Source organism: Pseudarthrobacter sp. PvP004, assembly GCF_017876035.1.
GTDB lineage: Bacteria > Actinomycetota > Actinomycetes > Actinomycetales > Micrococcaceae > Arthrobacter > Arthrobacter aurescens_A.
In genome coordinates, this window is the sequence record NZ_JAGINL010000001.1 from 412,454 (window position 1) to 435,560 (window position 23,107).

General features: G+C 62.6%; 25 protein-coding genes and 1 tRNA gene. 18 read left to right on the top strand and 8 right to left on the bottom strand.

Translation table 11 applies throughout. From position 1 onward, the window contains the following. Positions 1-61: 61 nt before the first annotated feature. The 7 genes from J3A64_RS01810 to J3A64_RS01840 all read left to right on the top strand — a co-directional run bounded on the left by J3A64_RS01810 (position 62) and on the right by J3A64_RS01840 (position 6,085). Positions 62-796 (top strand): permease, encoded by a 735-nt coding sequence (locus J3A64_RS01810; protein WP_210063530.1) that lies wholly within the window; start codon positions 62-64, stop codon positions 794-796. 165 nt (positions 797-961) lie between these two features. Further along, on the top strand, positions 962-1,561 hold the full coding sequence (locus tag J3A64_RS01815; RefSeq protein WP_011775625.1) for an FABP family protein: 600 nt from the start codon (positions 962-964) through the stop codon (positions 1,559-1,561). Between the two features lie 49 nt (positions 1,562-1,610). Continuing rightward, a complete protein-coding gene (locus J3A64_RS01820; protein ID WP_210063531.1) occupies positions 1,611-2,330 on the top strand; it encodes a flavodoxin family protein in 720 nt (239 codons plus the stop codon). Between the two features lie 39 nt (positions 2,331-2,369). Then, positions 2,370-3,455 (top strand): folate-binding protein YgfZ, encoded by a 1,086-nt coding sequence (locus tag J3A64_RS01825; RefSeq protein ID WP_014922402.1) that lies wholly within the window; start codon positions 2,370-2,372, stop codon positions 3,453-3,455. Next, entirely contained in the window at positions 3,452-3,844 is a 393-nt protein-coding gene (locus J3A64_RS01830; protein WP_014922401.1) for an ankyrin repeat domain-containing protein, read from the top strand. The genes J3A64_RS01825 and J3A64_RS01830 overlap by 4 nt, the downstream gene beginning before the upstream one ends. A gap of 110 nt (positions 3,845-3,954) precedes the next feature. After that, positions 3,955-4,584 carry a PadR family transcriptional regulator gene (locus J3A64_RS01835; protein WP_014922400.1) on the top strand — a complete coding sequence of 210 codons (630 nt, stop codon included), beginning with the start codon at positions 3,955-3,957 and terminating at the stop codon, positions 4,582-4,584. Next, positions 4,568-6,085, top strand: coding sequence for a DHA2 family efflux MFS transporter permease subunit (locus J3A64_RS01840; RefSeq protein ID WP_210063532.1), 1,518 nt, complete (start codon positions 4,568-4,570; stop codon positions 6,083-6,085). The genes J3A64_RS01835 and J3A64_RS01840 overlap by 17 nt, the downstream gene beginning before the upstream one ends. A 105-nt stretch (positions 6,086-6,190) precedes the next feature. Here the strand turns inward: J3A64_RS01840 and J3A64_RS01845 are convergent, their stop codons facing one another. The 5 genes from J3A64_RS01845 to J3A64_RS01865 form a co-directional block, all read right to left on the bottom strand. After that, on the bottom strand, positions 6,191-6,940 hold the full coding sequence (locus J3A64_RS01845) for a GNAT family N-acetyltransferase (protein ID WP_210063533.1): 750 nt from the start codon (positions 6,938-6,940) through the stop codon (positions 6,191-6,193). A gap of 17 nt (positions 6,941-6,957) precedes the next feature. After that, positions 6,958-7,983, bottom strand: a complete 1,026-nt coding sequence (locus tag J3A64_RS01850; protein WP_014922397.1) for an ATP-dependent 6-phosphofructokinase — start codon at positions 7,981-7,983, stop codon at positions 6,958-6,960. Between the two features lie 191 nt (positions 7,984-8,174). Then, entirely contained in the window at positions 8,175-8,423 is a 249-nt protein-coding gene (locus tag J3A64_RS01855; RefSeq protein WP_011775618.1) for a PspC domain-containing protein, read from the bottom strand. Positions 8,424-8,472: 49 nt separating this feature from the next. After that, a complete protein-coding gene (locus tag J3A64_RS24050) occupies positions 8,473-8,724 on the bottom strand; it encodes a hypothetical protein (protein ID WP_286140385.1) in 252 nt (83 codons plus the stop codon). Between the two features lie 154 nt (positions 8,725-8,878). Then, positions 8,879-10,444 carry a PspC domain-containing protein gene (locus tag J3A64_RS01865; RefSeq protein WP_210063535.1) on the bottom strand — a complete coding sequence of 522 codons (1,566 nt, stop codon included), beginning with the start codon at positions 10,442-10,444 and terminating at the stop codon, positions 8,879-8,881. 125 nt (positions 10,445-10,569) lie between these two features. Between J3A64_RS01865 and J3A64_RS01870 the strand changes: the two genes are divergently transcribed. Together J3A64_RS01870 and J3A64_RS01875 are read left to right on the top strand one after the other, a co-directional pair. Beyond that, a complete protein-coding gene (locus J3A64_RS01870) occupies positions 10,570-12,129 on the top strand; it encodes a PspC domain-containing protein (RefSeq protein ID WP_210063536.1) in 1,560 nt (519 codons plus the stop codon). After that, complete coding sequence (locus tag J3A64_RS01875) at positions 12,129-12,803, top strand: response regulator transcription factor (protein ID WP_210063537.1); 675 nt, start codon at positions 12,129-12,131, stop codon at positions 12,801-12,803. Before J3A64_RS01870 ends, J3A64_RS01875 begins: the two co-directional genes overlap by 1 nt. 298 nt (positions 12,804-13,101) lie before the next feature. On the opposite strand, the gene J3A64_RS01880 is transcribed toward J3A64_RS01875, so the two are convergent. Then, the gene (locus tag J3A64_RS01880; protein ID WP_210063538.1) at positions 13,102-14,331 is read right to left on the bottom strand and encodes a pyridoxal phosphate-dependent aminotransferase; all 1,230 of its coding nucleotides are present in this window, start codon (positions 14,329-14,331) and stop codon (positions 13,102-13,104) included. A gap of 252 nt (positions 14,332-14,583) precedes the next feature. Between J3A64_RS01880 and J3A64_RS01885 the strand changes: the two genes are divergently transcribed. The 9 genes from J3A64_RS01885 to rplL all read left to right on the top strand — a co-directional run bounded on the left by J3A64_RS01885 (position 14,584) and on the right by rplL (position 21,136). Further along, positions 14,584-14,656, top strand: a tRNA-Trp gene (locus J3A64_RS01885). Between the two features lie 80 nt (positions 14,657-14,736). Next, a complete protein-coding gene (gene secE, locus J3A64_RS01890; RefSeq protein ID WP_011775611.1) occupies positions 14,737-15,018 on the top strand; it encodes a preprotein translocase subunit SecE in 282 nt (93 codons plus the stop codon). Between the two features lie 114 nt (positions 15,019-15,132). Then, positions 15,133-16,005: a transcription termination/antitermination protein NusG gene (gene nusG / locus J3A64_RS01895; protein ID WP_043470507.1), complete on the top strand. Its 873-nt coding sequence runs from the start codon at positions 15,133-15,135 to the stop codon at positions 16,003-16,005. Between the two features lie 130 nt (positions 16,006-16,135). After that, on the top strand, positions 16,136-16,567 hold the full coding sequence (gene rplK / locus J3A64_RS01900; RefSeq protein ID WP_011775609.1) for a 50S ribosomal protein L11: 432 nt from the start codon (positions 16,136-16,138) through the stop codon (positions 16,565-16,567). A gap of 147 nt (positions 16,568-16,714) precedes the next feature. Continuing rightward, positions 16,715-17,422, top strand: coding sequence for a 50S ribosomal protein L1 (rplA, locus tag J3A64_RS01905; protein ID WP_011775608.1), 708 nt, complete (start codon positions 16,715-16,717; stop codon positions 17,420-17,422). Positions 17,423-17,531: 109 nt separating this feature from the next. After that, positions 17,532-18,641 (top strand): GNAT family N-acetyltransferase, encoded by a 1,110-nt coding sequence (locus J3A64_RS01910; RefSeq protein ID WP_210063539.1) that lies wholly within the window; start codon positions 17,532-17,534, stop codon positions 18,639-18,641. Beyond that, positions 18,620-19,789 carry a GNAT family N-acetyltransferase gene (locus J3A64_RS01915; RefSeq protein WP_014922391.1) on the top strand — a complete coding sequence of 390 codons (1,170 nt, stop codon included), beginning with the start codon at positions 18,620-18,622 and terminating at the stop codon, positions 19,787-19,789. Before J3A64_RS01910 ends, J3A64_RS01915 begins: the two co-directional genes overlap by 22 nt. A 299-nt stretch (positions 19,790-20,088) precedes the next feature. Next, the gene (gene rplJ, locus J3A64_RS01920; protein WP_011775605.1) at positions 20,089-20,682 is read left to right on the top strand and encodes a 50S ribosomal protein L10; all 594 of its coding nucleotides are present in this window, start codon (positions 20,089-20,091) and stop codon (positions 20,680-20,682) included. A gap of 76 nt (positions 20,683-20,758) precedes the next feature. Continuing rightward, entirely contained in the window at positions 20,759-21,136 is a 378-nt protein-coding gene (gene rplL / locus J3A64_RS01925) for a 50S ribosomal protein L7/L12 (protein ID WP_011775604.1), read from the top strand. A gap of 72 nt (positions 21,137-21,208) precedes the next feature. Here rplL and J3A64_RS01930 read toward each other — a convergent pair whose 3' ends face one another. Together J3A64_RS01930 and J3A64_RS01935 are read right to left on the bottom strand one after the other, a co-directional pair. Continuing rightward, complete coding sequence (locus tag J3A64_RS01930; RefSeq protein WP_014922390.1) at positions 21,209-21,703, bottom strand: aminoacyl-tRNA deacylase; 495 nt, start codon at positions 21,701-21,703, stop codon at positions 21,209-21,211. Next, on the bottom strand, positions 21,703-22,902 hold the full coding sequence (locus J3A64_RS01935; RefSeq protein WP_011775602.1) for an acetyl-CoA C-acetyltransferase: 1,200 nt from the start codon (positions 22,900-22,902) through the stop codon (positions 21,703-21,705). Before J3A64_RS01935 ends, J3A64_RS01930 begins: the two co-directional genes overlap by 1 nt. Positions 22,903-23,107 lie beyond the last annotated feature (205 nt).

Genomic DNA, 23,107 nt, shown 5'->3' on the forward strand with positions numbered 1-23,107 from the left:
CCGGCTTAAGGCAGGATTGTCGAGAGGTCGTTAGGCGCATCGGATTGAGGTCGGGCACACAGTGAAGTCTTGGAGCATCGGGGTATTCGGACTCGTGGCGCTCGCAGCCATCGTGGCCAGCACCTTCGTTTCCCGGGAAGCCATGGTGGGCGTAGGCATCGTAGCCTCCGCGGCTGTCGGAATCGGCTGGCCGCATTTCCTGGCCGTCCCGGCTAAGAAAACGCTGGCCGCTGTCATTGGTCTTGCAGGCGCGGGATCGGCTGTCACTGCTGCCTACAGCCCGGCGCCCGGATTCCTGGACGGTACACCGGCGTTCGCTGCCCTGGGCGTGATGGCTGTGTTCGTCGTCCAGCTCATTAGGGGCACGGGACAGGCCCAACGACTGGAATCCACTCTTGGCTGCTCTGCCGGTGTGCTGCTGAACTGCCTTGGCGCGGGTTGGATCGCCAGTGCGCGATTCAATGGCGTCAAAGAGATGGTTCTTGTGGCGGGCCTCAGTGCCGCGGCGGCCTTGTTGGTGGGAATCATTCGTTGGCCGGACCGCATCGTGGCTCCGCTCGGCGTTGTGATGGCTGGACTGATGGGTCCGCTCGCTGGTCTCGTTTTCTCGGATATCGCTGTGCTTCCCGCCGCTTTGGTGGGCGTAGTGATGGGATCCGTCTTGGTGTGCTTCCGGCGAATGACCACGCTCCGGAGGGGCCGCCTCAACATCCCTGCCGCCATAGGAATGGGCGTAGCGCCTGTTTGGGCTGTGGGGGCCTTGGCTTACTTCATAGACAAACTACTCATCTACTAAAGGTTAGGATTGCATCATGTCTGTACTCGCATTTGAAATTTTCTTCCTCGTTCTCCTTGGCCTGGCCAGCGTCGCCATGGCTTGGTTTGCGGGTTTTGTCGTATACCGCCTTTTCAAGGGCCAGAAGTAACCTTCTGATCCTGCAGCCCACCAGAGGTAATCGTTGTGCCTATTGAGATCCCAACAGATCTGACGCCCGAACTTGTCCCTCTTTCCTGGCTCATTGGTGAGTGGGAAGGCCGCGGCCGGCTCGGCAGCGGAGACGAGGATTCCGAGCATTTCGTTCAGCGCGTGTCCTTCACCCACAACGGGCTCCCGTACCTGCAGTACCGGGCCGAGACCTGGCTCAGTGACGATGCCGGCGAAAAGTTGCGGCCGTTGACCGTTGAGACCGGGTTCTGGGCCTTGGAACGGAAGCTGGAAGAGGGCGACGGCGGACCCGGGCTGATCCCGGCGGACATCGTCCCCGTCCTCAAGACAGCCGACGAGGTCGAGGAACGCCGCAACAAGGAGGGCGGCTTCGACATTTCGGTGTCGATCGCCCACCCCGGCGGAATTACCGAGCTCTACTACGGCCAGATCAAAGGACCCCAAATCCAGCTGAGCACCGACATGGTGATGCGCGGAAGCCACTCCAAGGAGTACACCGCGGCCACCCGGATCTTTGGCTTGGTTGATGGCAACCTCCTGTGGCGCTGGGACGTCGCTGCCAGCGGCAAGGCTCTCGAAGCGCACGCCTCGGCATTCCTCCACAAGGTTTCCTGACCCGAGGCCTCACTGTTCGTTCCACAGCAACCAGCAAAAGGAGCAGAAAGTGACCAACCTCAAACCGGAGGGCTACAGCGGGCTTAAGGCTGTCTTTTTCAATGGCACTCTGAAGCCATCGCCGCAGCTCAGCAACACCGATGGCCTGATCAAAATCAGCCGGGACATCATGGAGAAGCAGGGCGTCACCACGCGCCTCATCCGGACGGTGGACCACGACATCGCCAGTGGTGTCTATCCCGACATGCGCCAGCACGGCTGGAAGACGGATGAATGGCCGGAGATCTATCCCGATGTCCGCGACGCCGACATCGTGGTGATCGCAGGCCCCATCTGGTTGGGCGACAACTCGTCCATGACCAAGAAACTCATCGAACGGCTGTACGCCCACTCGGGCGAACTGAACAGCAAAGGCCAGTGGGCGTTCTACCCCAAGGTGGGTGGCTGCCTCATCACGGGCAATGAGGACGGCATCAAGCACTGCTCCATGAACGTGCTCTACAGCCTTCAACACATCGGCTTCACCATTCCACCCCAGGCGGACGCCGGGTGGATCGGTCCGGTCGGCCCCGGACCCAGCTATCTTGATGAAGGTTCGGGTGGGCCGGAGAGTGATTTTACTAACAGGAACACCACGTTCATGACGTGGAACCTGCTCCACATGGCCAGGCTCCTGCGGGATGCCGGGGGAATTCCTGCCTACGGCAACCTCCCGGAGGAATGGAAAGCGGGCACCCGATTCGATTTCGAAAACCCGGAATACCGCTAACCACGGAATACCGCTGAGCCGCAAGGACTTCTACTACATATGACTTACAAGAGCCCCCTGTTGTCGCGCCCCGGTGCCGTTGAAGATACCGGCCTGGATGCCGGCGTCGCGGCCCACTACGGCGAACCGCTGCGCGAGCAGCGTGCCCTGGCAACCGGTACCGCCGCCGTCGATCTTTCGCACCGTGGCGTGGTGACCGTGACTGGCCCGGACCGGCTCAGTTGGCTCAACACGCTCTCGTCCCAACAGCTCACCAATCTTCAGCCCGGTGTTGCCAGCGAACTGCTGCTGCTCAGCGTTCAGGGCCGCATCGAGTTCGACGCCCGCGTTATTGACGACGGCGGCACCACCTGGCTGATCGTGGAGACCGCCGAGGCGGAGCCGCTGGCCGAGTGGCTGAACAGGATGAAGTTCATGCTCCGCGTCGAGATCCAAGACGTCTCTGAGCAGTGGGCCGTGGTGGGTGCCACCAAGCCGTTGGCGCAACTGGCCGGCCGCTTGGTGTGGGAGGATCCATGGCCACACGTCAGCCCCGGAGGGTATGCGTACAGCATCGTCCCCGAGGAATCGCATCCCGGCCTCGAACGCCCCTGGTACGAGTACCTTGTTCCTTCCACCGAGTTGGAACAATCCGTGGAAGGCCTCGCCTTGGCAGGTGCCATGGCAGCAGATGCTTTGCGGATTGCTGCCTGGCGGCCCCGCCTCGGTGCAGAGACTGACGAGAAGACGATTCCGCACGAACTGGACCTTTTGAGGACCTCGGTACACCTGAACAAGGGCTGCTATAAGGGCCAGGAAACCATTGCCCGTGTCCACAACCTCGGCCACCCGCCGCGGCGCCTCGTTTTCCTGCAGCTTGATGGATCACAGCACACACTGCCGGCCGTTGGCAGCGTTGTATTTGTCGGGGAGCGCAAGGTGGGTACTCTGACATCGGTGGCGCAGCACTTTGAAATGGGACCCGTTGCTTTGGCCGTGATCAAGCGGTCCGTTTCGGCGGAGGAAACCCTGACGGTGATGGACGGCGAGGAGCCTTACATCGCGGCCCAGGAAGTGATCGTCGCCCCCGACGCCGGCCAGGTTGTCGGGCGCCAGACCGGATTCCTGAAGGGACCCCACCGATGAGCCAAGCTACAGGCCCCGACGACGAAACGTTGGCCCTGGCCCACGCCTTGTTTGATGCTGCCCGCGAAGGTGACACAGAGTTGCTGCGAGGCTACTTGAACGCCGGCGCTCCTGCCACAATGACCAATGCCGCTGGCGACTCGCTGCTGATGCTGGCGGCCTATCACGGGCACGAGGAAGCCGCGCAGCTGATCCTCCATCACGGTGCTGACGTCAACGCCGCGAATGATCGCGGACAGACCCCACTCGCCGGGGCGGTCTTCAAGGGATACACCGGCGTGGCCCGGGTCCTGCTGGATGCTGGAGCGGATCCCGACGCCGGAACCCCCACCGCGCGCGAGGCTGCCGCTATGTTTGCCAGGTCAGAGATCCAAGAACTCCTGGGCTAAGCAACCAACGCGAGGAGTGCCCGGTCGCACAGCGGCCGGGCTTTCTTGCGTCTAGATATTCCACGTGGAATAGTTGTTGTGGAATATTTGATCGGAAGGGGCTGGGTGTTGTGCCTAAGGTCGCTGAATTGACTCCGCTTGGAGTCGCCTCACTGGCTCTCCTCGCAGAAGAACCCATGCATCCGTATGAGATGTACCAATTGTTGATGGCCCGTCATGAAGACCGCCTCGTCAAGGTCCGCCCCGGCACGCTCTACCATTCCGTGGGCCGACTTGAGGAAAACGGGCTTGTCGAGGCCACAGGAACGGAACGTGAAGGCAACCGTCCCGAGCGAACCACGTACCGGATCACCCCCGCCGGACACGAGGCCCTCGGCGCACGTCTCCAGGCCATGCTCTCCACTCCCGTCAACGAATACCCCGTCTTTCCGCACGCAATAGCTGAGGCTCACCACCTTCCAGCTGCAGTGGTCATGGAACTGCTGGAGGAGCGGCTGGTGGCCCTCGGCGCCGATCTCGACTTCCTGGTCCATGCGGAGGCAACCGTGACGGCCAAGGGGCTGGACCGCAAGTACTGGATCGACATCACGTACCAACAGGCAATGCGCCGAACGGAGATCGCGTGGATCCGCGATCTCCTCGAGGAGTTGGGCAATGGGCGCCTGCCCTGGGATGAACCCCTGCCAACTCCAACCGAACTTTCACACAAGCCGAAGGAATCCCTTGGAAAACGTAGCTAAGCCATGGCCCGCGCTGTGGTCACTCGTGGTGGGCTTCTTCATGATCCTCATCGACACCACCATCGTGTCGGTCGCGAACCCGCGGATCATGGAAGGGCTCAACACGGACATCAACGCCGTCATTTGGGTCACCAGCGCTTACTTGCTGGCCTACGCCGTGCCCCTGCTGATCACGGGCAGGCTGGGTGACCGCTTTGGCCCCAAGAACCTGTACCTGATCGGTCTGGTCGTCTTTACGCTCGCTTCGCTGTGGTGCGGACTCTCCGGCGACGTCACCATGTTGATCGCTGCCCGCGCCGTTCAAGGCCTGGGTGCCGCCATGATGACTCCCCAAACAATGGCCGTCATCACGCGCATTTTCCCGCCGGACCGCCGTGGTGCAGCCATGGGGCTGTGGGGCGCCACAGCTGGCATGGCCGTGCTGATTGGACCGATCCTCGGCGGCTTGCTGGTGGACAGCCTTGGCTGGGAGTGGATCTTCTTCGTCAACGTCCCCATCGGGATCGTGGCCTTCATCCTGGTGACGCGTTTCGTACCGAAACTGACCACGCACAGCCACACGTTCGACGTCGTGGGCGTGGTGCTTTCCGCCGTCGGCATGTTCCTGCTGGTCTTTGGCATCCAAGAGGGCCAGACGTACAAGTGGGGGACCGTCACGGGGGTCGTTTCCGTGTGGGGTTTGATCATCACGGTGCTCGTGGTTCTGGTGCTGTTCGTCGTCTGGCAGTGGCTTCTTGAACGCCGTGGCGGGGAGCCCTTGCTTCCGCTTGGCCTGTTCAAGGACCGTAATTTCTCCCTGGGCAACACCACCATCATGGCCGTTGGGTTCACGGTGACCGCCTTCCCGCTGCCCACTATTTTCTACTACCAGACGGTGCGGGGCCTGACGCCTACACAGTCCGCTTTGCTGATGATCCCCATGGCCGTTATTTCGGGTGCGCTTGCCCCGTTCGTGGGTAAGCTCATTGACCGCGCCAACCCGCGTTGGTTCGCATCCTTCGGCCTCGTCTGCCTGGCCGGGGCATTGTTCTGGACGGCATCGCTCCTGGGGCCGGACACTCCCATCTGGATGTTCCTGCTGCCCAGCGCCCTGCAGGGTGTTGCCAACGCTTTCATCTGGGGGCCGGTGTCCAATGCGACCACCCGCAACCTGGAACCACGCCAGGCAGGGGCCGGTTCCGGCGTTTTCAACACCACACGCCAGATCGGTGCTGTGTTGGGCTCGGCGGCCATCGCTGCCCTTATTCAGTCGCGACTCGCGGCAGAGCTGCCTGCGGCTCCCGCCGGTGCTCCCGTAGGCGAAGCCTCCATGAACGGCGTACTGCCGGAGGCGCTCCATGCAGGATTCTCGACGGCGATGAGCCAGTCCATCTTGTTGCCCGCCTGTGCGATTCTGCTGGGTGCCGTGGTGGCGTTGTTCTTTGGCAAGCCCAAGTCGGTGCAGGGTTGGGGCGGGAAAGTCACTGGAGAACCGGCCGTGCCGGAAACTGTCCGGAAGTAGCGTTTGTTCGGTGTCGGGACCAGCCCATTTTTGGGCTGGTCCTGCCAGGATTTAGAGAAGGACGAGCCCTCTACCGGACCAAAGCTGGGCCGGTTCGGTTCTTAGTCAGCCCAGGAGTACGCTCGCGTGGAGCCCGCCCGTGGCAAAGCCCAGGCTGCGGGCCATCGCGAGCGCCCCGGTGTTGCTGACGTCGGCCTTCCACTGGAGGGTCAGCCCGGATGCCAGGGCCTCGTGCGCGGCGATGGACGCGGCCAGCGTGCCCAGGCCCCGCCGTCGCCACGGAGGGGCAACCAGGACGCCCATGTTGGCCAGGATGCCTTCCCATTCGGAATATGCGCCGCAGGCCACGGGCGTGGGCTGTTCCTCTTCGGGGTGCATGATGGTGAATCGATGTTCGAGCCCTTGGAGGCCAACTTCATTGACGTCATCCGGAGGGCACAAGCCTTCCAGCGTGATCGCTTCGGGGTTGCCTTGCGAAACCGTGAGTTCTTCGGAGGGCTGCTGGAGCGGCAGATCGTCTGCGAAGAATAAGGCGGAGGATCCAAGCCCGTGTCCGCCGTGGGACCGCGTGATGGTCAACAGCGTCACATGCTGGGCGAGCTCCGTATCGGGGATGGACGCCGCAGCTTCCAAGGCCCACTGTGGCCCCACGAGCGCCGAGACGCCGAAGAGACGCAGGAAAACCAAGGCCCGCGCAGAATCATCCACACGGGTAATGCGGTTGCCCAGCTCGCCCGGGTCCGCCGCGGAAGTGGTGAGCCTGGCGGCAGCGGTGGCGAAAGCGTCGTCGTCGAGCCCCAAACGTCGAGCCCACGCCAGCTGGATAATGGCAGCAGACGTGGGCTCTAGAGTCATGGATTCAGCCTAGCCGACTAGCCGAAGAGCACAGACGCTTCGTCGTAGCGGTGTTGCGGCACTGTCTTGAGCTTGCCGAGCGCTTCCTCGAAGCCCACGTGGGAGATGTCCGTACCCTTCAGTGCCACCATGGTGCCCCAGCGGCCTTCCACTACGGAATCGATGGCAGCCATGCCCAGGCGCGTCGCCAAAACGCGATCGTAGGCGGTGGGGACGCCACCACGTTGGATATGGCCGAGGATCGTGGCCCGTGTTTCGATGCCCGTGCGCGCCTCAATCTCGGGTGCCAGCTGATCGGCGATGCCGCCAAGGCGGGGACGGCCGAAGGTATCCAGGCCGCGCTCGGAGTGCGGGGACTCCATGTGGTCCGGAACAAAGCCTTCAGCAACCACCACAAGCGGCGCACGGCCACGGTCGTGGGCTTCCTGGACCCATTCGGTGATCTGCTCGATGCTTGCCTTCTGTTCCGGGATGAGGATGGCGTGGGCGCCCGCTGCCATGCCGGCGTGCAAGGCGATCCAGCCGACGTGGCGGCCCATGACTTCGGCGATCATGCAGCGGTGATGGGATTCGCCGGTGGTGCGGAGCCGGTCGATGGCCTCAGTTGCGATCTGCACGGCGGTATCGAAACCGAAGGTGTAGTCGGTGGCGTCGAGGTCGTTGTCCACGGTCTTGGGGACACCAACAATCTTCAGGCCCGCGTCGGTGAGGCGCTTGGCTGCTGCCAGCGTTCCCTCGCCTCCAATTGCAATGATGGCGTCAATGCCCAGGCGTTCCATGTGTGCCTTGATGACGTCCGGGCCACCGCCGTTTTCGAAGGGGTTGGTGCGGGAGGTGCCCAGAATGGTGCCACCCTGCTTGGCAATACCGCGGACCATGGTGCGGGGGATGTCGATGACATCACCTTCAACCACACCACGCCAGCCGTCGCGGAAGCCCACAAACTCCTGGCCGTGGATGGCAATACCCTTGAGGACTGATCCCCGGATCACTGCGTTGAGGCCGGGGCAGTCGCCACCGCTGGTAAGAATGCCAATTTTCATGTTTGCTCACTCATGGCTTGGAGGAATACGTGCAGAGCGCCACGCTGAGCTCCCAATGATTGTAGACGCGCATGTGGGGTGGGACACAAACGGTTACTTTTGCCCACGACCGTGCGGTATTGGAAACCTGGCTGAAAACAACCAAACGCCCCGCCGGCCGGCGGGGCGTTTCGGCTCGCTGTCTCCAGTAATTACCGGGAACGTTGGCTGATGAAGGACTCGAGAGCGATCTTGTTGTTCTGGTCCGGCAGGATGAGCCAGCCGAGGATGTAGGCCACGAATGCGGGGCCAGGCAGCAGGCAGAAGAGCAGGAAAGCGACTCGGACGTACGCCACGTCTACCTTGAGCTTTGCTGCGATTCCTCCGCAGACGCCGCCGATCCAGCGTTGCGGACCACGCTTCAGGCCGAAGCCCCTGACGATGCTGAAGAACTTGTCCATGGCTACACCCTTCCCTGTTGCGGTTGCTTTGTCACGTTGTTGCTTCCACTCACTTCGCCGGGCTCTTTGGTGTGCCGGAACCCTTGCGGGCTGAGAGGAGTCCACCGACCACCAGGGCTGCGCCCGCGCCGATCATCAGGCCGATCAGTACATAGGTACCGTTCAGCGTGACCCAGCCGAGTGTCGAGATAACAATCAGGGCTGCGAGGGCGATCACAATCAACCCCCACACCACTGTGCTGATTCGCGCCTGCCGGGGTTCGTCGTCGTCCGTGTGTTCCACCTTGAAGCTGGGTTCCAGCGGCGGCGTGAGCGGGATCTGCTGGAGTCCCGGCTTCGGCAGGGCCTCAGTGGGACGGGTTTCCCGGGGCAGGGCCTCCGTGGGGTGCGTTTGCTTGGAGACCGGCTCGGTTGGCTGCGCTTCGCGGGCCTTGCCTGGCTCATTGGTGTTCATGTCAGTTTCCTTCCTGGATGGTCACGTTGCTGAACGTGCCGTCAATTTCCACCACGAGGTTGGCTCCGGGCTTTTCGGTGTTGTACAGCGTCCTGTCATCCTGGAGCCGGCCGCCACGATCCGTGCCGCGCTCGTTCAGGTTGCCGAACGTCATGTCCGCCCTGACTTCCACGGGGACGTCGTCGGGAATGACCACCGTGACGTTGCTGGCGGTGGCGTCAACCGGAATCAGGACTTCGGACACCAAGGGCGGGGTCATGGTGATGTCGCTCAAGTCCACCAAGCCCTTTGCGCCGGTGATATCGATGCCTTCCTGTGCCTGCGCCACGCTGGTGGGGGCCCAGTTCACATCACGGAAGGTGAAGCGGTCGCCGTTCCTGGGGACCACGTTGAAGATTCCACCAATGATCAGGGCAACCACAGCCAGGAAGCCAAGGAACCCAGACGTCCGCCCACGAAGCCCCGCGACGAGGATGCCCAAACCCAGGACGGCGGCACCTGTGGCCCACACGACAGCGTTGCCAGAGTTGCCCAGCTCAATGACGTTACCGGCATCGAGGGCTTTCAAGGTGCCCCCGGCAAGGAGCGCTGCACCGGCTGAAACTGACACGATCGCAGCTCCCGGGCCTCTGCGCGTCGGGGCAGCGGGCTTGGGCTGCCAGCCGCCTGGGGGAGTGGGACCGTACGGCGGACGCGGGCCGGAGGGCGGGGTGGGGCCGGTGCCGGAACCGTACCCGCCGGTGGGGGCGTACGAGCCGCCGGCTGACGGTGCTGCCCCGTAATGTGGCTTGGTGCCTTGCTGGCCTGCGCCGTAGACAGGTACACCGGTGTTGGACGTTGCCGTGCTCCCGTAGGTGGCAGGGGCCCCATAGGACGTGGGCGTCCCGTAAGCTGCTGTGCCGCCGGGCGCGGAGTAGTTTTCCTGGCCCACAGGCGCAGTTCCCTTCGAAGCTTTGTTGCGTTGGACCAGGAAGTAGATGAGGTAGAAGACGCCGCCCATCCAGAACAGTGTCCAGAACAGGCCGGGGAGTCCGTCCCAGCCCCAGCCCCAGAAACCGCGGCCCAGGCTCGGCAATCCGATGATGGTGGTGATCAACGCACCCGTCATGCCCCCGGACCAGCGGCCCGCGGCGGCTTCCTGCACATGGATACGGCCGTCAGGCTCGGGCAGGAGCGCCCAGGCCACGCCGTACAGCAGCACGCCAACACCTGCAAAGAGTGCCAGGACAATGAAGATGCCCCGCACAATCAGGGGGTCGATGCCGAACCGGTGGGCCACACCGCTTGCGACGCCGCCGATCCAACGGTCCGGCCCCCGGCGCACGCCTTGGTTGCGGATCCAGTCGAAGAAGTTCTGCTGGGACGCTTGGGGAGCACTGCCGGCTGGCGGGTAGCTGCCGCTGGTACCTGTTCCCGACGGGGCGCCGGATTCTCCAGGTGTCCCCGAAGGCGCCCCGGACGTGGCACCCGAGGCGCCGGTGGAAGCGCCGGTGTTGGCGCTGGAGCCGGATGCGCCGGCGGTGCCAGGCGTTCCGGGTTCCTCTGGGTTCATGCTGTTCGCGTTCATACTTCGATCCTGCCGCCCGGACCACCCTGCCCTCTACTGGGGGATACCCTGAGTGATCCCTGAGCGACCCCCGAACAACGCCGGTTTTCGGTCCGGGGCACCCTGATCCGTGTTTGGATTGGTACATGACAACCGCTGTACAACGCCCCACGCTGGTCCGCAGCAGCGACCGCATGATCGCGGGCGTTTGCAGCGGTTTGGCTGATCATTTGGGCTGGCCGGTCAAGTTGGTCCGCCTTGGCATGATCCTTGCCTGTTTCGCCGGTGGAGCAGGCGTGGCCTTCTACGCGTGGCTGTGGACAATGGTTCCCACCGCGGATGAGAACGCCAAGCGCAATGCCCGTCGGCCGGCGTCGCCCATTGCTCCTGCGGTGAGCCTGCCGCCTGCGTCCGTCCCTACCGCTGGCTCTCCTGCGGCGCCAACAGCGTACGACGCCGGAGCCTGGCCTGCGGTGGCCGGCGCACCTCCGGTGTTGGGCTCAGTGGTGGGCGTGGATTCTGATCCGGCGAGTGATTCCATCCCGGGAAACGGTTCAGTCGCCGGTAGCGGTCCTATCCTCACTGCAGGCGCCGTGCCTGCCGCCGAACCTTCCGTCTTTGGCAGCGCCTCATCCTCGTGGGACTGGGCTGGATCCCGAGATCGGGCTGGCAACGGCAGTGGAACTACATTGTCGTCCTGGTTCTCGTTCCGCAAGATCCAGTACGGCAAGGAAATCCTGCTCGGAGCGGCACTGCTCCTGGTGGGGGCAATCCTGATCGCCCGCCAGTTCGGCGTCGACGTCCCTCTGGGCACGCTCATTCCGGCCGCCGCCATCCTGGGTGGCGCAGCGATTGCCTGGATGCAGCTCGATGAGACCCGGCGAGCAGGCTTGGTGGACAAGACGAAGGCCGACCAAGCAGGTGGATGGACGCGCCTGGCAGCCGGCTTGGCCCTGGTGGTGGCCGGCGTCTTGGTGATGGTGTCCGGTTCGGGATCATGGGAGCAGACCTGGCTGGCATTGCTGGCCTCCGTTGCTGTCCTGGGCGGAGTTGCCCTGGTGCTGCTCCCGTGGGGGCTGAAGTTCTGGAAGGACCTCGAAGCCGAACGGGCCGGCAGGGTCCGTGAAACGGAGCGTGCGGAGATCGCTGCCCACTTGCACGACTCCGTACTTCAAACCTTGGCGCTCATTCAACGCAGGGCGGGTTCCGAGCAGGACGTGATCCGGCTTGCGAGGGCCCAGGAACGTGAACTCCGGACCTGGCTGTTCAGTGATCCCGCCAAGGAGTCCGGGCTCCTGGCAGACCGGATCAAGGCTGTCGCCGCCGAAGTGGAAGACTCCCATGGGCACGCCGTGGAGGTTGTCACGGTCGGAGACACTGAGATGACGGACCGGCACGAGGCCCTGGTCCAAGCAGCCAGGGAAGCCATGCTCAATGCCGCCCGACATGGCGGCGGAACGGTATCCGTCTATCTGGAGAGCACCGCCGGTAGTACAGAGATCTTCATCAAGGACCGCGGCCCGGGGTTCGACCCTGATGCTGTCCCGGATGACAGGCTGGGCGTGAAGGAGTCAATCATCGGCCGCATGAAGCGGCACGGGGGCACGGCGGTCATCAACAGCAGCAGCGACGGAACGGAAGTCCGCTTGGCCCTTCCGTCAGTCAGTGTGGACGCCCACGAACAGCGGAATGGAGAAGCGAAGTAATGAACAATAGCCCTGAGAGTGGTTCCGGACGCAGGGTACGTGTGGTCATCGTGGACGACCACACCATCTTCCGCTCAGGATTGAAGGCGGACCTCGACGAACGCATCAACGTTGTGGGCGAAGCCGGAACCGTGGAACAGGCCATCGCCGTCATAGCCGGGAGCCTCCCCGAAGTGGTGCTCCTGGACGTTCACCTTCCGGGCGGACTGGGCGGTGGCGGCCGTGAAGTCATCGCCGGCTCCGCCGCATTGCTTGCCACCACCAGCTTCCTGGCCCTGAGTGTGTCCGACGCCGCTGAGGACGTGGTCTCGGTTATCCGTGCCGGCGCACGTGGATACGTCACCAAGACGATTTCCGGCAAGGAGATTTCCGACGCCGTCATCCGGGTGGCCGATGGCGACGCCGTCTTCTCGCCGCGATTGGCAGGTTTCGTGCTGGACGCTTTCGGGACCGCTCCCGCTGACATCGCTGACGATGAACTGGACAAGCTCTCCGCCCGCGAACTGGAAGTCATGCGTCTCATCGCCCGGGGTTACAGCTACAAGGAGGTGGCCAAAGAGCTGTTCATCTCCATCAAGACGGTGGAAACGCACGTGTCGGCAGTTCTGAGGAAGCTCCAGCTTTCCAGTCGCCACGAACTCACCAAGTGGGCTGCGGAGCGCCGCCTCCTCTAACGCTCTCTCACATCCCGCGGGCTTGGGCTGGGCGCTTTCTCACATCCCACGATGGCATGCGGTCCGCCATCACCTACTTTGGATCCCTGCTACCCCAACACTCCGTGGGGTGGGCGAGCTGTGGGTCTTGGTGTGGCCGAAGTGGGTGGTAGCGGCACACGTCGGAGCCGCAACCAGAGGTGGAGCTTCCTGACCTTCTGTGGAAACAGATCAGCCCTTGGGCAACCTGTTGCGGTTGCCCAAGGGCTGAATCAGCATCAAAGAGGGTCAGGAAGCCACGCTCCGGACCGAAGGAAAGCTACTTGGCGTTGCCCAGGAATTCCTGCATCCGGCGGACACCCTCGGCGAGGTCTTCGTCGCCGAGCGCGTAGGACAGGCGCACGTAGCCTGACGGGCCGAACGCCTCGCCCGGGACCACGGCAACTTCAACTTCGTCGAGGATGAGCGTGGCAAGTTCAGCGGAAGTTTCCGGGCGGACGGGACCGTTGGAGGTCTCGAATTCCTTACCCAGCAGGCCGCGGACGTCCGCGTAGACGTAGAAGGCACCGGTCGGCGTCGGGCAGTCAACGCCTTCGATCGCGTTCAGGCCGGCAACAATGGCCTTGCGGCGGCGGTCGAAGGCAACCTTCATCTCGTCGACGGCGGTCAGCGGACCTGTGAGGGCTGCTGCGGCTGCGATCTGCATAATGTTGGAGACGTTGGACGTCGCGTGCGACTGCAGGTTGGTGGCGGCCTTGATGACGTCGGCAGGGCCGATCATCCAACCCACTCGCCAGCCGGTCATGGCGTAGGTCTTGGCAACGCCGTTGAGGATGACAACTTTGTCGCCCAATTCCGGTGCAGCAGTGGCGATGGACGTGAACTCAACACCGTCGTACGTGAGGTGCTCGTAGATCTCGTCAGTGACAACCCAGAGTCCCTTGGACGCTGCCCACTTGCCGATCTCCGCAACCTGTTCCGGGCTGTAGACGGCGCCGGTGGGGTTGGACGGGGAGACGAACAGCAGGATCTTGGTCTTGTCCGTCAGTGCGGCCTCAAGCTGCTCGATGGTTACCAGGTAGCCCTGTTCCGGTCCGGCGAAGACCTCAACGGGCACCCCGCCGGCGAGCCGGATGGCTTCCGGGTAGGTGGTCCAGAAGGGGGTGGGAATGATGACTTCGTCGCCCGGATCCACCAGCGTTGCGAAGGTGTTGTAGACGGCCTGCTTGCCGCCGTTGGTCACCAGGACCTGGGAAGGGTCAACCTGGTAGCCGGAGTCCCGCAGGGTCTTCTCGGCGATGGCCTTCTTCAACTCGGGGAGCCCACCTGCGGGGGAGTAGCGGTGGTACTTCGGCTGGCTGGCTGCCTCAATGGCGGCCTGGACGATGTAGTCCGGGGTGGGGAAGTCGGGCTCGCCGGCACCAAAACCGATCACGGGACGTCCCGCGGCCTTCAGTGCCTTGGCCTTGGCGTCAACGGCAAGGGTGGCGGACTCTGCAATGGCGGAGATTCGCTGTGAAATGCGGGCGGTAGTTGTTCCGGCAGACATCTATGTACCGTTCTTCGCAGGCAGCTCGTGGGCTGGATGATGGGATTCGACGTAAACTACCTTATGCTGTTCTGCGGAGCTCCCGGGTGCCTGCAGAACTTTGTGACTGATAATGCTGGTCACAGGCTTTTAGGGCTGGGAGGTCCGGAATCGGGCCGGTTCGACTATCGCGAATTTCTTGCGTAGACTGGTTCACCGGTGTTGAAAAGCACCACAGGCTGAAGTGCGGCCTGAAACATGGATTCGATCCATAGGGTAGTGGCGCAATTGGTAGCGCAGCGGTCTCCAAAACCGCAGGTTGCAGGTTCGAGTCCTGTCTGCCCTGCGCAAGCTGTTCCGGCGGAAACGCCGGGGCACGCGCAGCAACCATGGCTCTGATCAGAGTCGGGTCAACGACTTTGCAAGGTGAGTGAGGACCAGGTGACCGAAACAGCTGCCAGCAGCTCGAAGGGCCGTCCCGCCAAGAAAGCCGATCGCGGCTTCTTCGCCCGTATTGCACTTTTCGTCCGCCAGGTCATTGGTGAACTGAAGAAGGTCGTTGCGCCCACCCGCAAGGAACTGATCAATTACACGCTCGTGGTGCTGGTGTTCGTGGCCATCATGATGCTCATCGTCAGCCTGCTGGACATCGCCTTCGGGACGGGAGCCAGTTGGGTCTTCGGTGGCACAGGGGCTGTGGACCAATAAGCGGATCTGTCCGCAAACTGTGTGAAATTCTTTGATACTTCAGGGATTTTGCGGGGTTTGCGGAATTGAGCCATTTAAATAGGCATGTTAGGCAATGAGGAAGCAGGAGACCAAGTGTCTGAGCAGGAGCTCGAGGTAAACGAGACTGAGCTGGGCGGAACCGCCGAGGACTCAGCCGACGCCACGGCAATTGTCGTGGAAGAGTCCGAGGTTGATTCTGCTGCGCCCGAATCTGCCGACACCGACGATTCCGAAGAGGACTTCGAAGCTGACGTAGACGCCGAGTCCGATGACGCGTCCGACGCCGACGACGCTTCCGACGAAGCAGACGCTTCGGAGGAGTCCGACGGCGACGACCTGGCAGTTGCTGCTGCTGCAGCGCCGGCCGATCCGGCTGAAGAATTCAAGGGCAAGCTGCGCCGCCAGGAAGGTGACTGGTACGTCATCCACTCCTACGCCGGTTACGAGAACCGCGTGAAGGCTAACCTCGAGACCCGCATCCAGACCCTGGACATGGAAGATTACATCTTCGAGATCCAGGTGCCCATGGAAGAGGTCGTCGAGATCAAGAACGCGCAGCGCAAGGTCATCAACCGCGTCCGCATTCCCGGCTACGTCCTTGTCCGCATGGACCTGACGGACGCCTCCTGGGGCGCGGTCCGCCACACGCCGGGTGTCACCGGCTTTGTGGGCAACGCTCACAACCCCGTCCCGCTGCGGCTTGATGAGGTCTTCTCCATGCTCGCCCCGGTCTTCGAAGAAGAGCAGGCAGAGCAGGGCAAGCCCGTCAACAAGCAGAACCAGGCTCCCGTGGCCGTCGACTTCGAGGTCGGCGAGTCGGTCATCGTCAAGGAAGGTCCGTTCGAGACCCTCCCGGCTACGATCTCCGAGATCAAGCCCGAGTCCCAGACCCTTGTGGTTCTGGTCTCGATCTTCGAGCGCGAAACCCCGGTGACGCTCGCATTCAACCAGGTCACCAAGATCTAGCTGATTCCAAAATTTCGCTCCAGTCCTGCCTGCTTAGCAGTTCGGGAGCGGCCGGCCGCCTCGCCATGGCGGCCACCAACCTGGGACGCGCTCCTGTGTCCCAGGAAGCTATTGAGAGAAGGACCCTACATTGGCTCCCAAGAAGAAGGTCACCGGCCTCATCAAGCTGCAGATCCAGGCAGGTGCCGCTAACCCGGCTCCGCCGATCGGTCCTGCGCTTGGCCAGCACGGTGTCAACATCATGGAATTCTGCAAGGCGTACAACGCTGCAACGGAATCCCAGCGCGGAAACGTTATCCCGGTTGAAATCACGGTTTACGAAGACCGTTCCTTCACCTTCATCACCAAGACCCCGCCGGCCGCAGAGCTCATCAAGAAGGCTGCAGGCGTCGCCAAGGGTTCGGCTACCCCGCACACCGTCAAGGTTGCCAAGCTGACCCAGGCACAGGTCGAGGAAATTGCTTCCACCAAGATGGAAGACCTCAACGCCAACGACATCAAGGCAGCTGCTTTGATCATCGCAGGCACCGCCCGCTCCATGGGCATCACCGTAGAAGGCTAGTAACCTTCGAGGGCCCTTGTGGCCTTCACCCGCCGGGCAACCGGCATCTGAAACATTGAAATGTCGCAGGATCCTTGCCGGATCCGCGGCTTGTGGCAGGGCCCAGCGCGGTCCGCAGACCACAACTGCACAAGGAGAAATAGCAGCATGGCAAAGCGCAGCAAAGCATATGAGGCAGCCGTAGCCAAGATCGAGGCAGACAAGGTCTACGCCCCGATCGAGGCCATCACCCTCGCGAAGGACACCAATCCTTCCAAGTTCGACGCAACCGTTGAGGTCGCTTTCCGCCTGGGCGTTGACCCGCGTAAGGCTGACCAGATGGTTCGTGGCACCGTCAACCTGCCTCACGGCACCGGTAAGACCGCCCGCGTCCTCGTTTTCGCAACGGGCGACAAGGCTGAAGCAGCAATCGCTGCCGGCGCCGACTTCGTTGGTTCCGATGACCTGATCGAAAAGATCGCAGCCGGCTGGACCGACTTCGACGCCGCAGTGGCAACCCCTGACCTCATGGGCAAGGTTGGCCGTCTGGGTAAGGTCCTCGGCCCGCGTAACCTGATGCCGAACCCGAAGACCGGCACGGTTACCCCGGACGTCACCAAGGCTGTCAACGACATCAAGGGCGGCAAGATCGACTTCCGCGTCGACAAGCACTCGAACCTGCACTTCATCATCGGCAAGGTGTCCTTCGACGTCAACAAGCTGGCTGAGAACTACGCAGCTGCACTGGAAGAGGTGCTTCGTTTGAAGCCGTCCGCTTCCAAGGGCCGCTACATTCAGAAGGCTACCGTTGCCACCACGTTCGGTCCGGGCATCACCGTTGACCCGAACGTCACCAAGGTTCTCGTCGACGCGTAAGCTTCGCGAGCTCTTGCTCTGATAAAGGACCGTCCGGCTTTTGCCGGGCGGTCCTTTTTCTTTGCCTTTTCCCTGTTCAGCGCCGAAGGAGCGCCGTAGGCTGTGGTGCGTGTCGTCGTCGAACTCTTCCGCAAACGGCAGGTTGTTTGTGGACAGAATCCCGGTCCCCTCAAATCCTGACGCCGAGGGGGCGCCCGAGTTCCGCTCCTTCCACGAGCTGGACGTTGCCCACCACCTGGAACTGTGGGGGGACCTGGACCGTTGCTCCACACTGGCCGAAGCTGTCCTCTTCTGGCAGGGCAATGACTACGAAGAACGGCACGTGTTCCTGGCGCGCCTCGACGGGGTTGTGGTGGGCCGCGGCACGCTGACGTTACCGCTGAGTGAAAACACGACGACGGCGGGTGTGGACGTCATGGTGGACTCCGCCTATCGTCGGCGGGGCTTTGGGTCGAAGATCCTCGCTGTGCTGGAAGAACAGGCCCGGGAGCGGGATCGCGTGTCCTTTGATGCGTTTTGCTCTGAGCCAATCAGGCTCCTCGTCCCGGGTGCCGGGTTGTTGGAGGCAAAGTCCGGTACTGGCGGCGTCCCGCTGGATACGGCCTCCACGGCTTTCGCCTTGCACCACGGCTATTCCCTGGAGCAGGTGGAAACCAACAGCACGCGGCCCCTTCCGGTCGAGGAAGAGCTCCTGCGGGAGCTGGAAGAGCAGGCAACAACGCGGGCAGCCGGCTACAGCGTGATCGGCTGGAAGGATCGCTGCCCTGATGACCTAGTGGACATGTTCGCCAGGCTAAAAAGCGTCATGAGCACTGAGGTGCCTATCGCAGGCCTGGGCTGGGAGGGCGAGGAATGGGATGCCAACCGCGTCCGTCTTGAGGAATCCACCTGGCTGGCAGGCGGGGTTGCTTTCACTGCGGCTGTTGCCCGACATGACGCCACGGGGGAGCTGGCGGCCTACACCGTCCTCACCCACCGCGAAGCCACCCCGGGCATGGTCTACCAGGAGGACACGTTGGTTGCTCCCGGGCACCGCGGTCATCGCCTTGGCATGCTGGTCAAGATTGCCAATCTTCGCCGTGTTCAGAAGTTGTGGCCGGCCGCCACGTCGGTGATGACGTGGAACGCCAATGAAAACCGGCATATGCTGGCCATAAATATCGCCCTAGGATTCAAGCCTTCCGGCTTTGACGGCGAATGGCAGAAACGGCTGGAATGACTGTAGACGAGGCGAAGACCGTTCACATCGAGCAGCTGTGGGTGCCTGACACCCTGGACAGCCCCGACGCCGCTGATTTCCTGGACGCCGTTGAAGTGGGGCGTCGGGTACGCATGGAGACCTGGGGGAGCGACGACCTCGCCTACACGCCCTTGGAAAAGCTGTTGGAGTTATCCGACCCCTATGAGCGCCAAGTTCTTCTGGTGGCAAAAGTAGAGGGCGTCATTGTGGGCACGGTGGACATTGCCTTGCCATTGGCGGACAACCTTGACCTGGCTGAGTTCACCTTGGACATCCTTCCCGAGTTCCAGGGGCAAGGAGTCGGCCGTCAGTTGCTGGAGGCCGCGGAGCAGCTCGCGCGGGCAGAGGGACGAACCATGGCCTTGGTGGATACCAACCATCCGGCAACGTCGCTCACTGAGATACCCGAGGATCAGTTGATTCCGGGGAGCGGCGCTGGTTTTGTTCCTGTGAGCAGCAGGGAGGTGGACTTCGCCAAGCGGGCCGGATACACCCTTCAGCACATCGAACAGTTCAGCTCATGCGTCTTGCCCCTGGATTCCAAGCTTGTGGGAGACCTGCAGCTCGAAGCCGAAGAAGCCAATGGGGGCAGGTACACGCTGCACCACTGGACGGACCGTTGCCCCGAGCCCTGGCTGGAAGCCGTGGCCGCGCTGGAAAACGCCGCTGGTGAGGTAGTCCGTGACGAAGGGGACGAAGACGCGCCGGAAGTTGAAGCGAGCGGAATGGTTTTCGACGCAACCGTACTCCGCGAAACTGAGGACGCAGCCTTGGCGCAGGGTCGGCGCACGGTGGTGACCGCCGTCGAGCATGTTGAGAGCGGGCGGCTGGTGGGCCTGACAACCATCAGTGTCCTTGCACACCGCCAGGACGTGGTTTTTCAGGACGATACGCTGGTCCTGCAGGAGCACCGGGGTAACAAGCTCGGCTTGTTGATCAAGGTTGCCAACATGGAACGGCTGAGTGAGCAGTTCCCGGACGCCCGGGTCATCTATACCTGGAACGCCCCCGAGAACAGGTACCTCCTGACCGTGAACAAGCAGCTGGGATTCACCACTGCGGGTGTCACCGGACTGTGGCAGAAGGAACTTCCGGGCAGGTTGTCGGGCGCCACGTCATCCGACTAGGCAGGGGCCGATTTGGTTTGCCGAACACTCTCCCGTAACCTTGAAGTACCAAAGACCGTCGGTTGATGGGAATCCACTCTTTCGAGCACAGCTCAATTCTGTAGCTGCGCCCCTGAGGCAAAAGTGAATTCCTTGACGAAGGACCCTGAACATAGGGCGGCCGGCGCAGGTGAACGAAGCAAGTCTCCGCGGATCAAACTGTGTTGAGCCAAGCCCCGTGCATCTGCGCGGGGCGTTTTTTAGTTTTAGCTCTCGAGCGGGGACCCGGAAGACCGGCTTTATTCCCCGGAAGGAGGGTTATGACAACGCCTAGCAAGATCTCCGCAGTTGCAGAGATCACCAACGATTTCAAGGAATCGAACGCGGCTGTCCTGACCGAATACCGCGGGCTCACTGTTGCACAGCTCAAGGAACTGCGTGTTGCGCTCGGCCAGGACACCAAGTTCTCGGTCGTCAAGAACACCCTGAGTGCCATTGCAGCCAAGGAAGCTGGAGTTGAAGCATTCAACGATCAGCTCGCCGGCCCTACTGCAATCGCCTTCATCAAGGGTGACGCTGTTGCTGCTGCCAAGAGCCTGACGGACTTTGCCAAGGCCAACAAGCAGCTGGTTATCAAGACCGGCGTCTTCGAAGGCAAGGCATTGGACGCAGCAGGAGTTGCCGCACTGGCAGCCCTCGAGTCCCGCGAGCTGCAGCTTGCACGTGTTGCTGGTGTCCTCAAGGCTCCCGCATCCGCTGCTGCACGCATCATCGACGCTCTGCGCCTCAAGCTTGAAGAAGAGGGCGGCGCATCTGCACCGGCCGCTGAAGAAGCCCCGGCCGCTGAAGAGGCTGCTGCTGAAGAGGTTGCGGCTCCGGCCGAAGCCGCCGAAGCTGCAACCGAAGAGAACTAAGTTCTCCCCTCAATCAAACTCTGGTGCATGGACAGGCTTAGCCCGGATCTGCACCAACTAATGGAAGGACGCCACCATGGCGAAGCTCAGCAACGAAGAGCTCATTGAAGCTTTCAAGGAACTGACCATCATCGAGCTCTCCGAGTTCGTCAAGCTCTTCGAAGAGACCTTCGAAGTTACGGCTGCTGCTGTTGCAGTTGCTGGCCCCGCTGCCGGCGGTGCTGCTGAAGCTGCTGAAGAGAAGACCGAATTCGACGTCGTTCTCGAAGCTGCTGGCGACAAGAAGATCGCAGTGATCAAGGAAGTTCGCGCCATCACCTCCCTCGGCCTCAAGGAAGCCAAGGACCTGGTTGACAGCGCACCGAAGGCTGTTCTCGAAGGCGCCACCAAGGAAGCTGCCGAGAAGGCAAAGGCTCAGCTCGAAGAAGCTGGCGCAACGGTTACCCTCAAGTAACTCGTCTTGCTTGTGGAAGCCCCGTCCGGTTCGCCGGGCGGGGCTTCCTGCGTTTAAGCACTCAATTGCTACTTAGTTGGGTTCGCTGATGTCTGCGACTACCGCGCCCAGGGCAGCCGTGAGTGCGTCTGCGTCCACGAAAGCACTCCGGCCGTGCGCTCCGGCGCCCATGGAGATGCGACGCCCGGTAATGGTGGCGTCGGCGTACACAGGCCAGGGCGTGGTGCTGCCCAGCGGAGTGATGGTCCCGCGCTCGTAGCCGGTGGCGGCCAAGGCCACGTCGGCATGGGGGAGTGAGAGCTTATTGACGCCCACCAGGGCTCGCAGCTTGGGCCAGGAGATCTGCCGGTCCCCCGGAATGAGCGCAAATAGGAAGCTGCCATCGCGGTGCTTGACCACCAATGACTTCACGATGTCCGCGGGGCTGATGCCCAGGATGCCGGCAGCCTCTTCCAGGCTGCGGGCAGCCGGGCGCTCGACGACGTCAACATCCAGCCCGCGCGCGGCGGCGTCGGACAAGAAGCGCTCGGCACCGTCCATCCCGGGTGCGACCGATTCGTCAGCCATCAGTCGCGGTACAGGAGGAGGGCTTCACCCTGGCCTCCGCCTCCGCACAGCGAGACAGCCGCTTTTCCGGTTCCCCGGCGTTTGAGCTCGTGGGCCGCGTGGAGTGCCAGGCGTGCTCCGGATGCTCCGATGGGGTGGCCCAAGGCAATGGCGCCGCCATGGATGTTGCACTTCTCCAAGGGGTAACGGAGGTCCTTGAGCGACTGGACGGCCACAGAACCGAAAGCCTCATTGATTTCGATGAAATCCAGGTCCTCTGCCGTCCAGCCGGCACGCTTCAACGCCTGGGCGATGGCGTTCGACGGCTGGGAGTGCAGCGAATTGTCAGGTCCTGCAACCTGCCCGGGCTTGCCTACAACGGCAAGGTAGTCCAGCCCGTTGTCCTTGGCGAAGCGGCGACTGGTCAGCACCAGTGCGGAGGCGCCGTCGGACAGGGGAGAAGAGTTCCCGGCAGTAATGGTGCCGTCGGTGGCGAAGGCAGCCTTCAGTGGAGCCAGCGTCTCAACGGTGGTGTTGGGCCTAACGCCTTCATCCGTGGTGAGCACCAGGGGATCGCCCTTGCGCTGCTTGACGCGTACCGGCGCGATTTCGACGTCGAAAGTTCCGTCCGCGATGGCGGCAGCGGCGCGCTGGTGCGAGGCCGCCGCGACTTCGTCCTGGGCCTTGCGGTCGATGCCGAGCGTGACGTTCTTCGTTTCCGTGGACAAGCCCATGGACTGTCCATCAAAAGCATCGGTGAGGCCGTCATGCGCAGCGACGTCCAAAGCCTGGATGGCTCCGTACGTCCATCCCTGCCGGGATCCGGGGAGCAGGTGCGGTGCGCGGGTCATGGATTCCTGGCCCCCGGCAACAACCACGGTGGCGTCGCCGCTGCGGATCATGCGCGCGGCATCAATGACAGCCGTGAGGCCGGACAGGCACACTTTGTTGATAGTGACGGCAGGGATGTTCCAGCCAACACCCGCGGCGATGGCGCTCTGCCGGGCCGGATTCTGACCCGCACCTGCCTGAAGGACCTGGCCCATGATCACAGCGTCCACCTGTTCGGCTTTGACCCCACTGGCTGCCAGGGCGGCGGTTATGGCGTGTGCGCCAAGGTCGACGGCGGTGAATCCCGCTAATTGCCCGTTGAGCCGCCCCTGCGGGGTACGGGAAGCAGCAAGGATGACAACGTCATTGTCGTCAGCGGAGTTGGTCATGGTCTCTCTTCCGATCCGGGAGTGGTGTAGCAAGGTTATCGCGGAGCGCGCGCCAGCCTACCTCTTCAACAATTGTGCCCTTCTCCACATTCCTTGGCGGATCTGCCCGGCATTGGTGCCTGCAGCAACGGTGCTTGCAATCACGGACGATCTGGGGTAGACAGAAAGGCTGCTTTGCCGTATCGTAGATATTTGCGTCTTCCCT

Excerpts from the sequence above, each read along its gene's own strand:
- J3A64_RS01825 (WP_014922402.1), top strand. The coding sequence starts at position 2,370 with ATGACTTACAAGAGCCCCCTGTTGTCGCGCCCCGGTGCCGTTGAAGAT.
- J3A64_RS01830 (WP_014922401.1), top strand. The coding sequence starts at position 3,452 with ATGAGCCAAGCTACAGGCCCCGACGACGAAACGTTGGCCCTGGCCCAC.
- J3A64_RS01845 (WP_210063533.1), bottom strand. The coding sequence starts at position 6,940 with ATGACTCTAGAGCCCACGTCTGCTGCCATTATCCAGCTGGCGTGGGCT.
- J3A64_RS01850 (WP_014922397.1), bottom strand. The coding sequence starts at position 7,983 with ATGAAAATTGGCATTCTTACCAGCGGTGGCGACTGCCCCGGCCTCAAC.
- J3A64_RS01855 (WP_011775618.1), bottom strand. The coding sequence starts at position 8,423 with ATGGACAAGTTCTTCAGCATCGTCAGGGGCTTCGGCCTGAAGCGTGGT.
- J3A64_RS01865 (WP_210063535.1), bottom strand. The coding sequence starts at position 10,444 with ATGAACGCGAACAGCATGAACCCAGAGGAACCCGGAACGCCTGGCACC.
- J3A64_RS01870 (WP_210063536.1), top strand. The coding sequence starts at position 10,570 with ATGACAACCGCTGTACAACGCCCCACGCTGGTCCGCAGCAGCGACCGC.
- J3A64_RS01875 (WP_210063537.1), top strand. The coding sequence starts at position 12,129 with ATGAACAATAGCCCTGAGAGTGGTTCCGGACGCAGGGTACGTGTGGTC.
- J3A64_RS01880 (WP_210063538.1), bottom strand. The coding sequence starts at position 14,331 with ATGTCTGCCGGAACAACTACCGCCCGCATTTCACAGCGAATCTCCGCC.
- rplA (WP_011775608.1), top strand. The coding sequence starts at position 16,715 with ATGGCAAAGCGCAGCAAAGCATATGAGGCAGCCGTAGCCAAGATCGAG.
- J3A64_RS01915 (WP_014922391.1), top strand. The coding sequence starts at position 18,620 with ATGGCAGAAACGGCTGGAATGACTGTAGACGAGGCGAAGACCGTTCAC.
- rplJ (WP_011775605.1), top strand. The coding sequence starts at position 20,089 with ATGACAACGCCTAGCAAGATCTCCGCAGTTGCAGAGATCACCAACGAT.
- rplL (WP_011775604.1), top strand. The coding sequence starts at position 20,759 with ATGGCGAAGCTCAGCAACGAAGAGCTCATTGAAGCTTTCAAGGAACTG.
- J3A64_RS01930 (WP_014922390.1), bottom strand. The coding sequence starts at position 21,703 with ATGGCTGACGAATCGGTCGCACCCGGGATGGACGGTGCCGAGCGCTTC.
- J3A64_RS01935 (WP_011775602.1), bottom strand. The coding sequence starts at position 22,902 with ATGACCAACTCCGCTGACGACAATGACGTTGTCATCCTTGCTGCTTCC.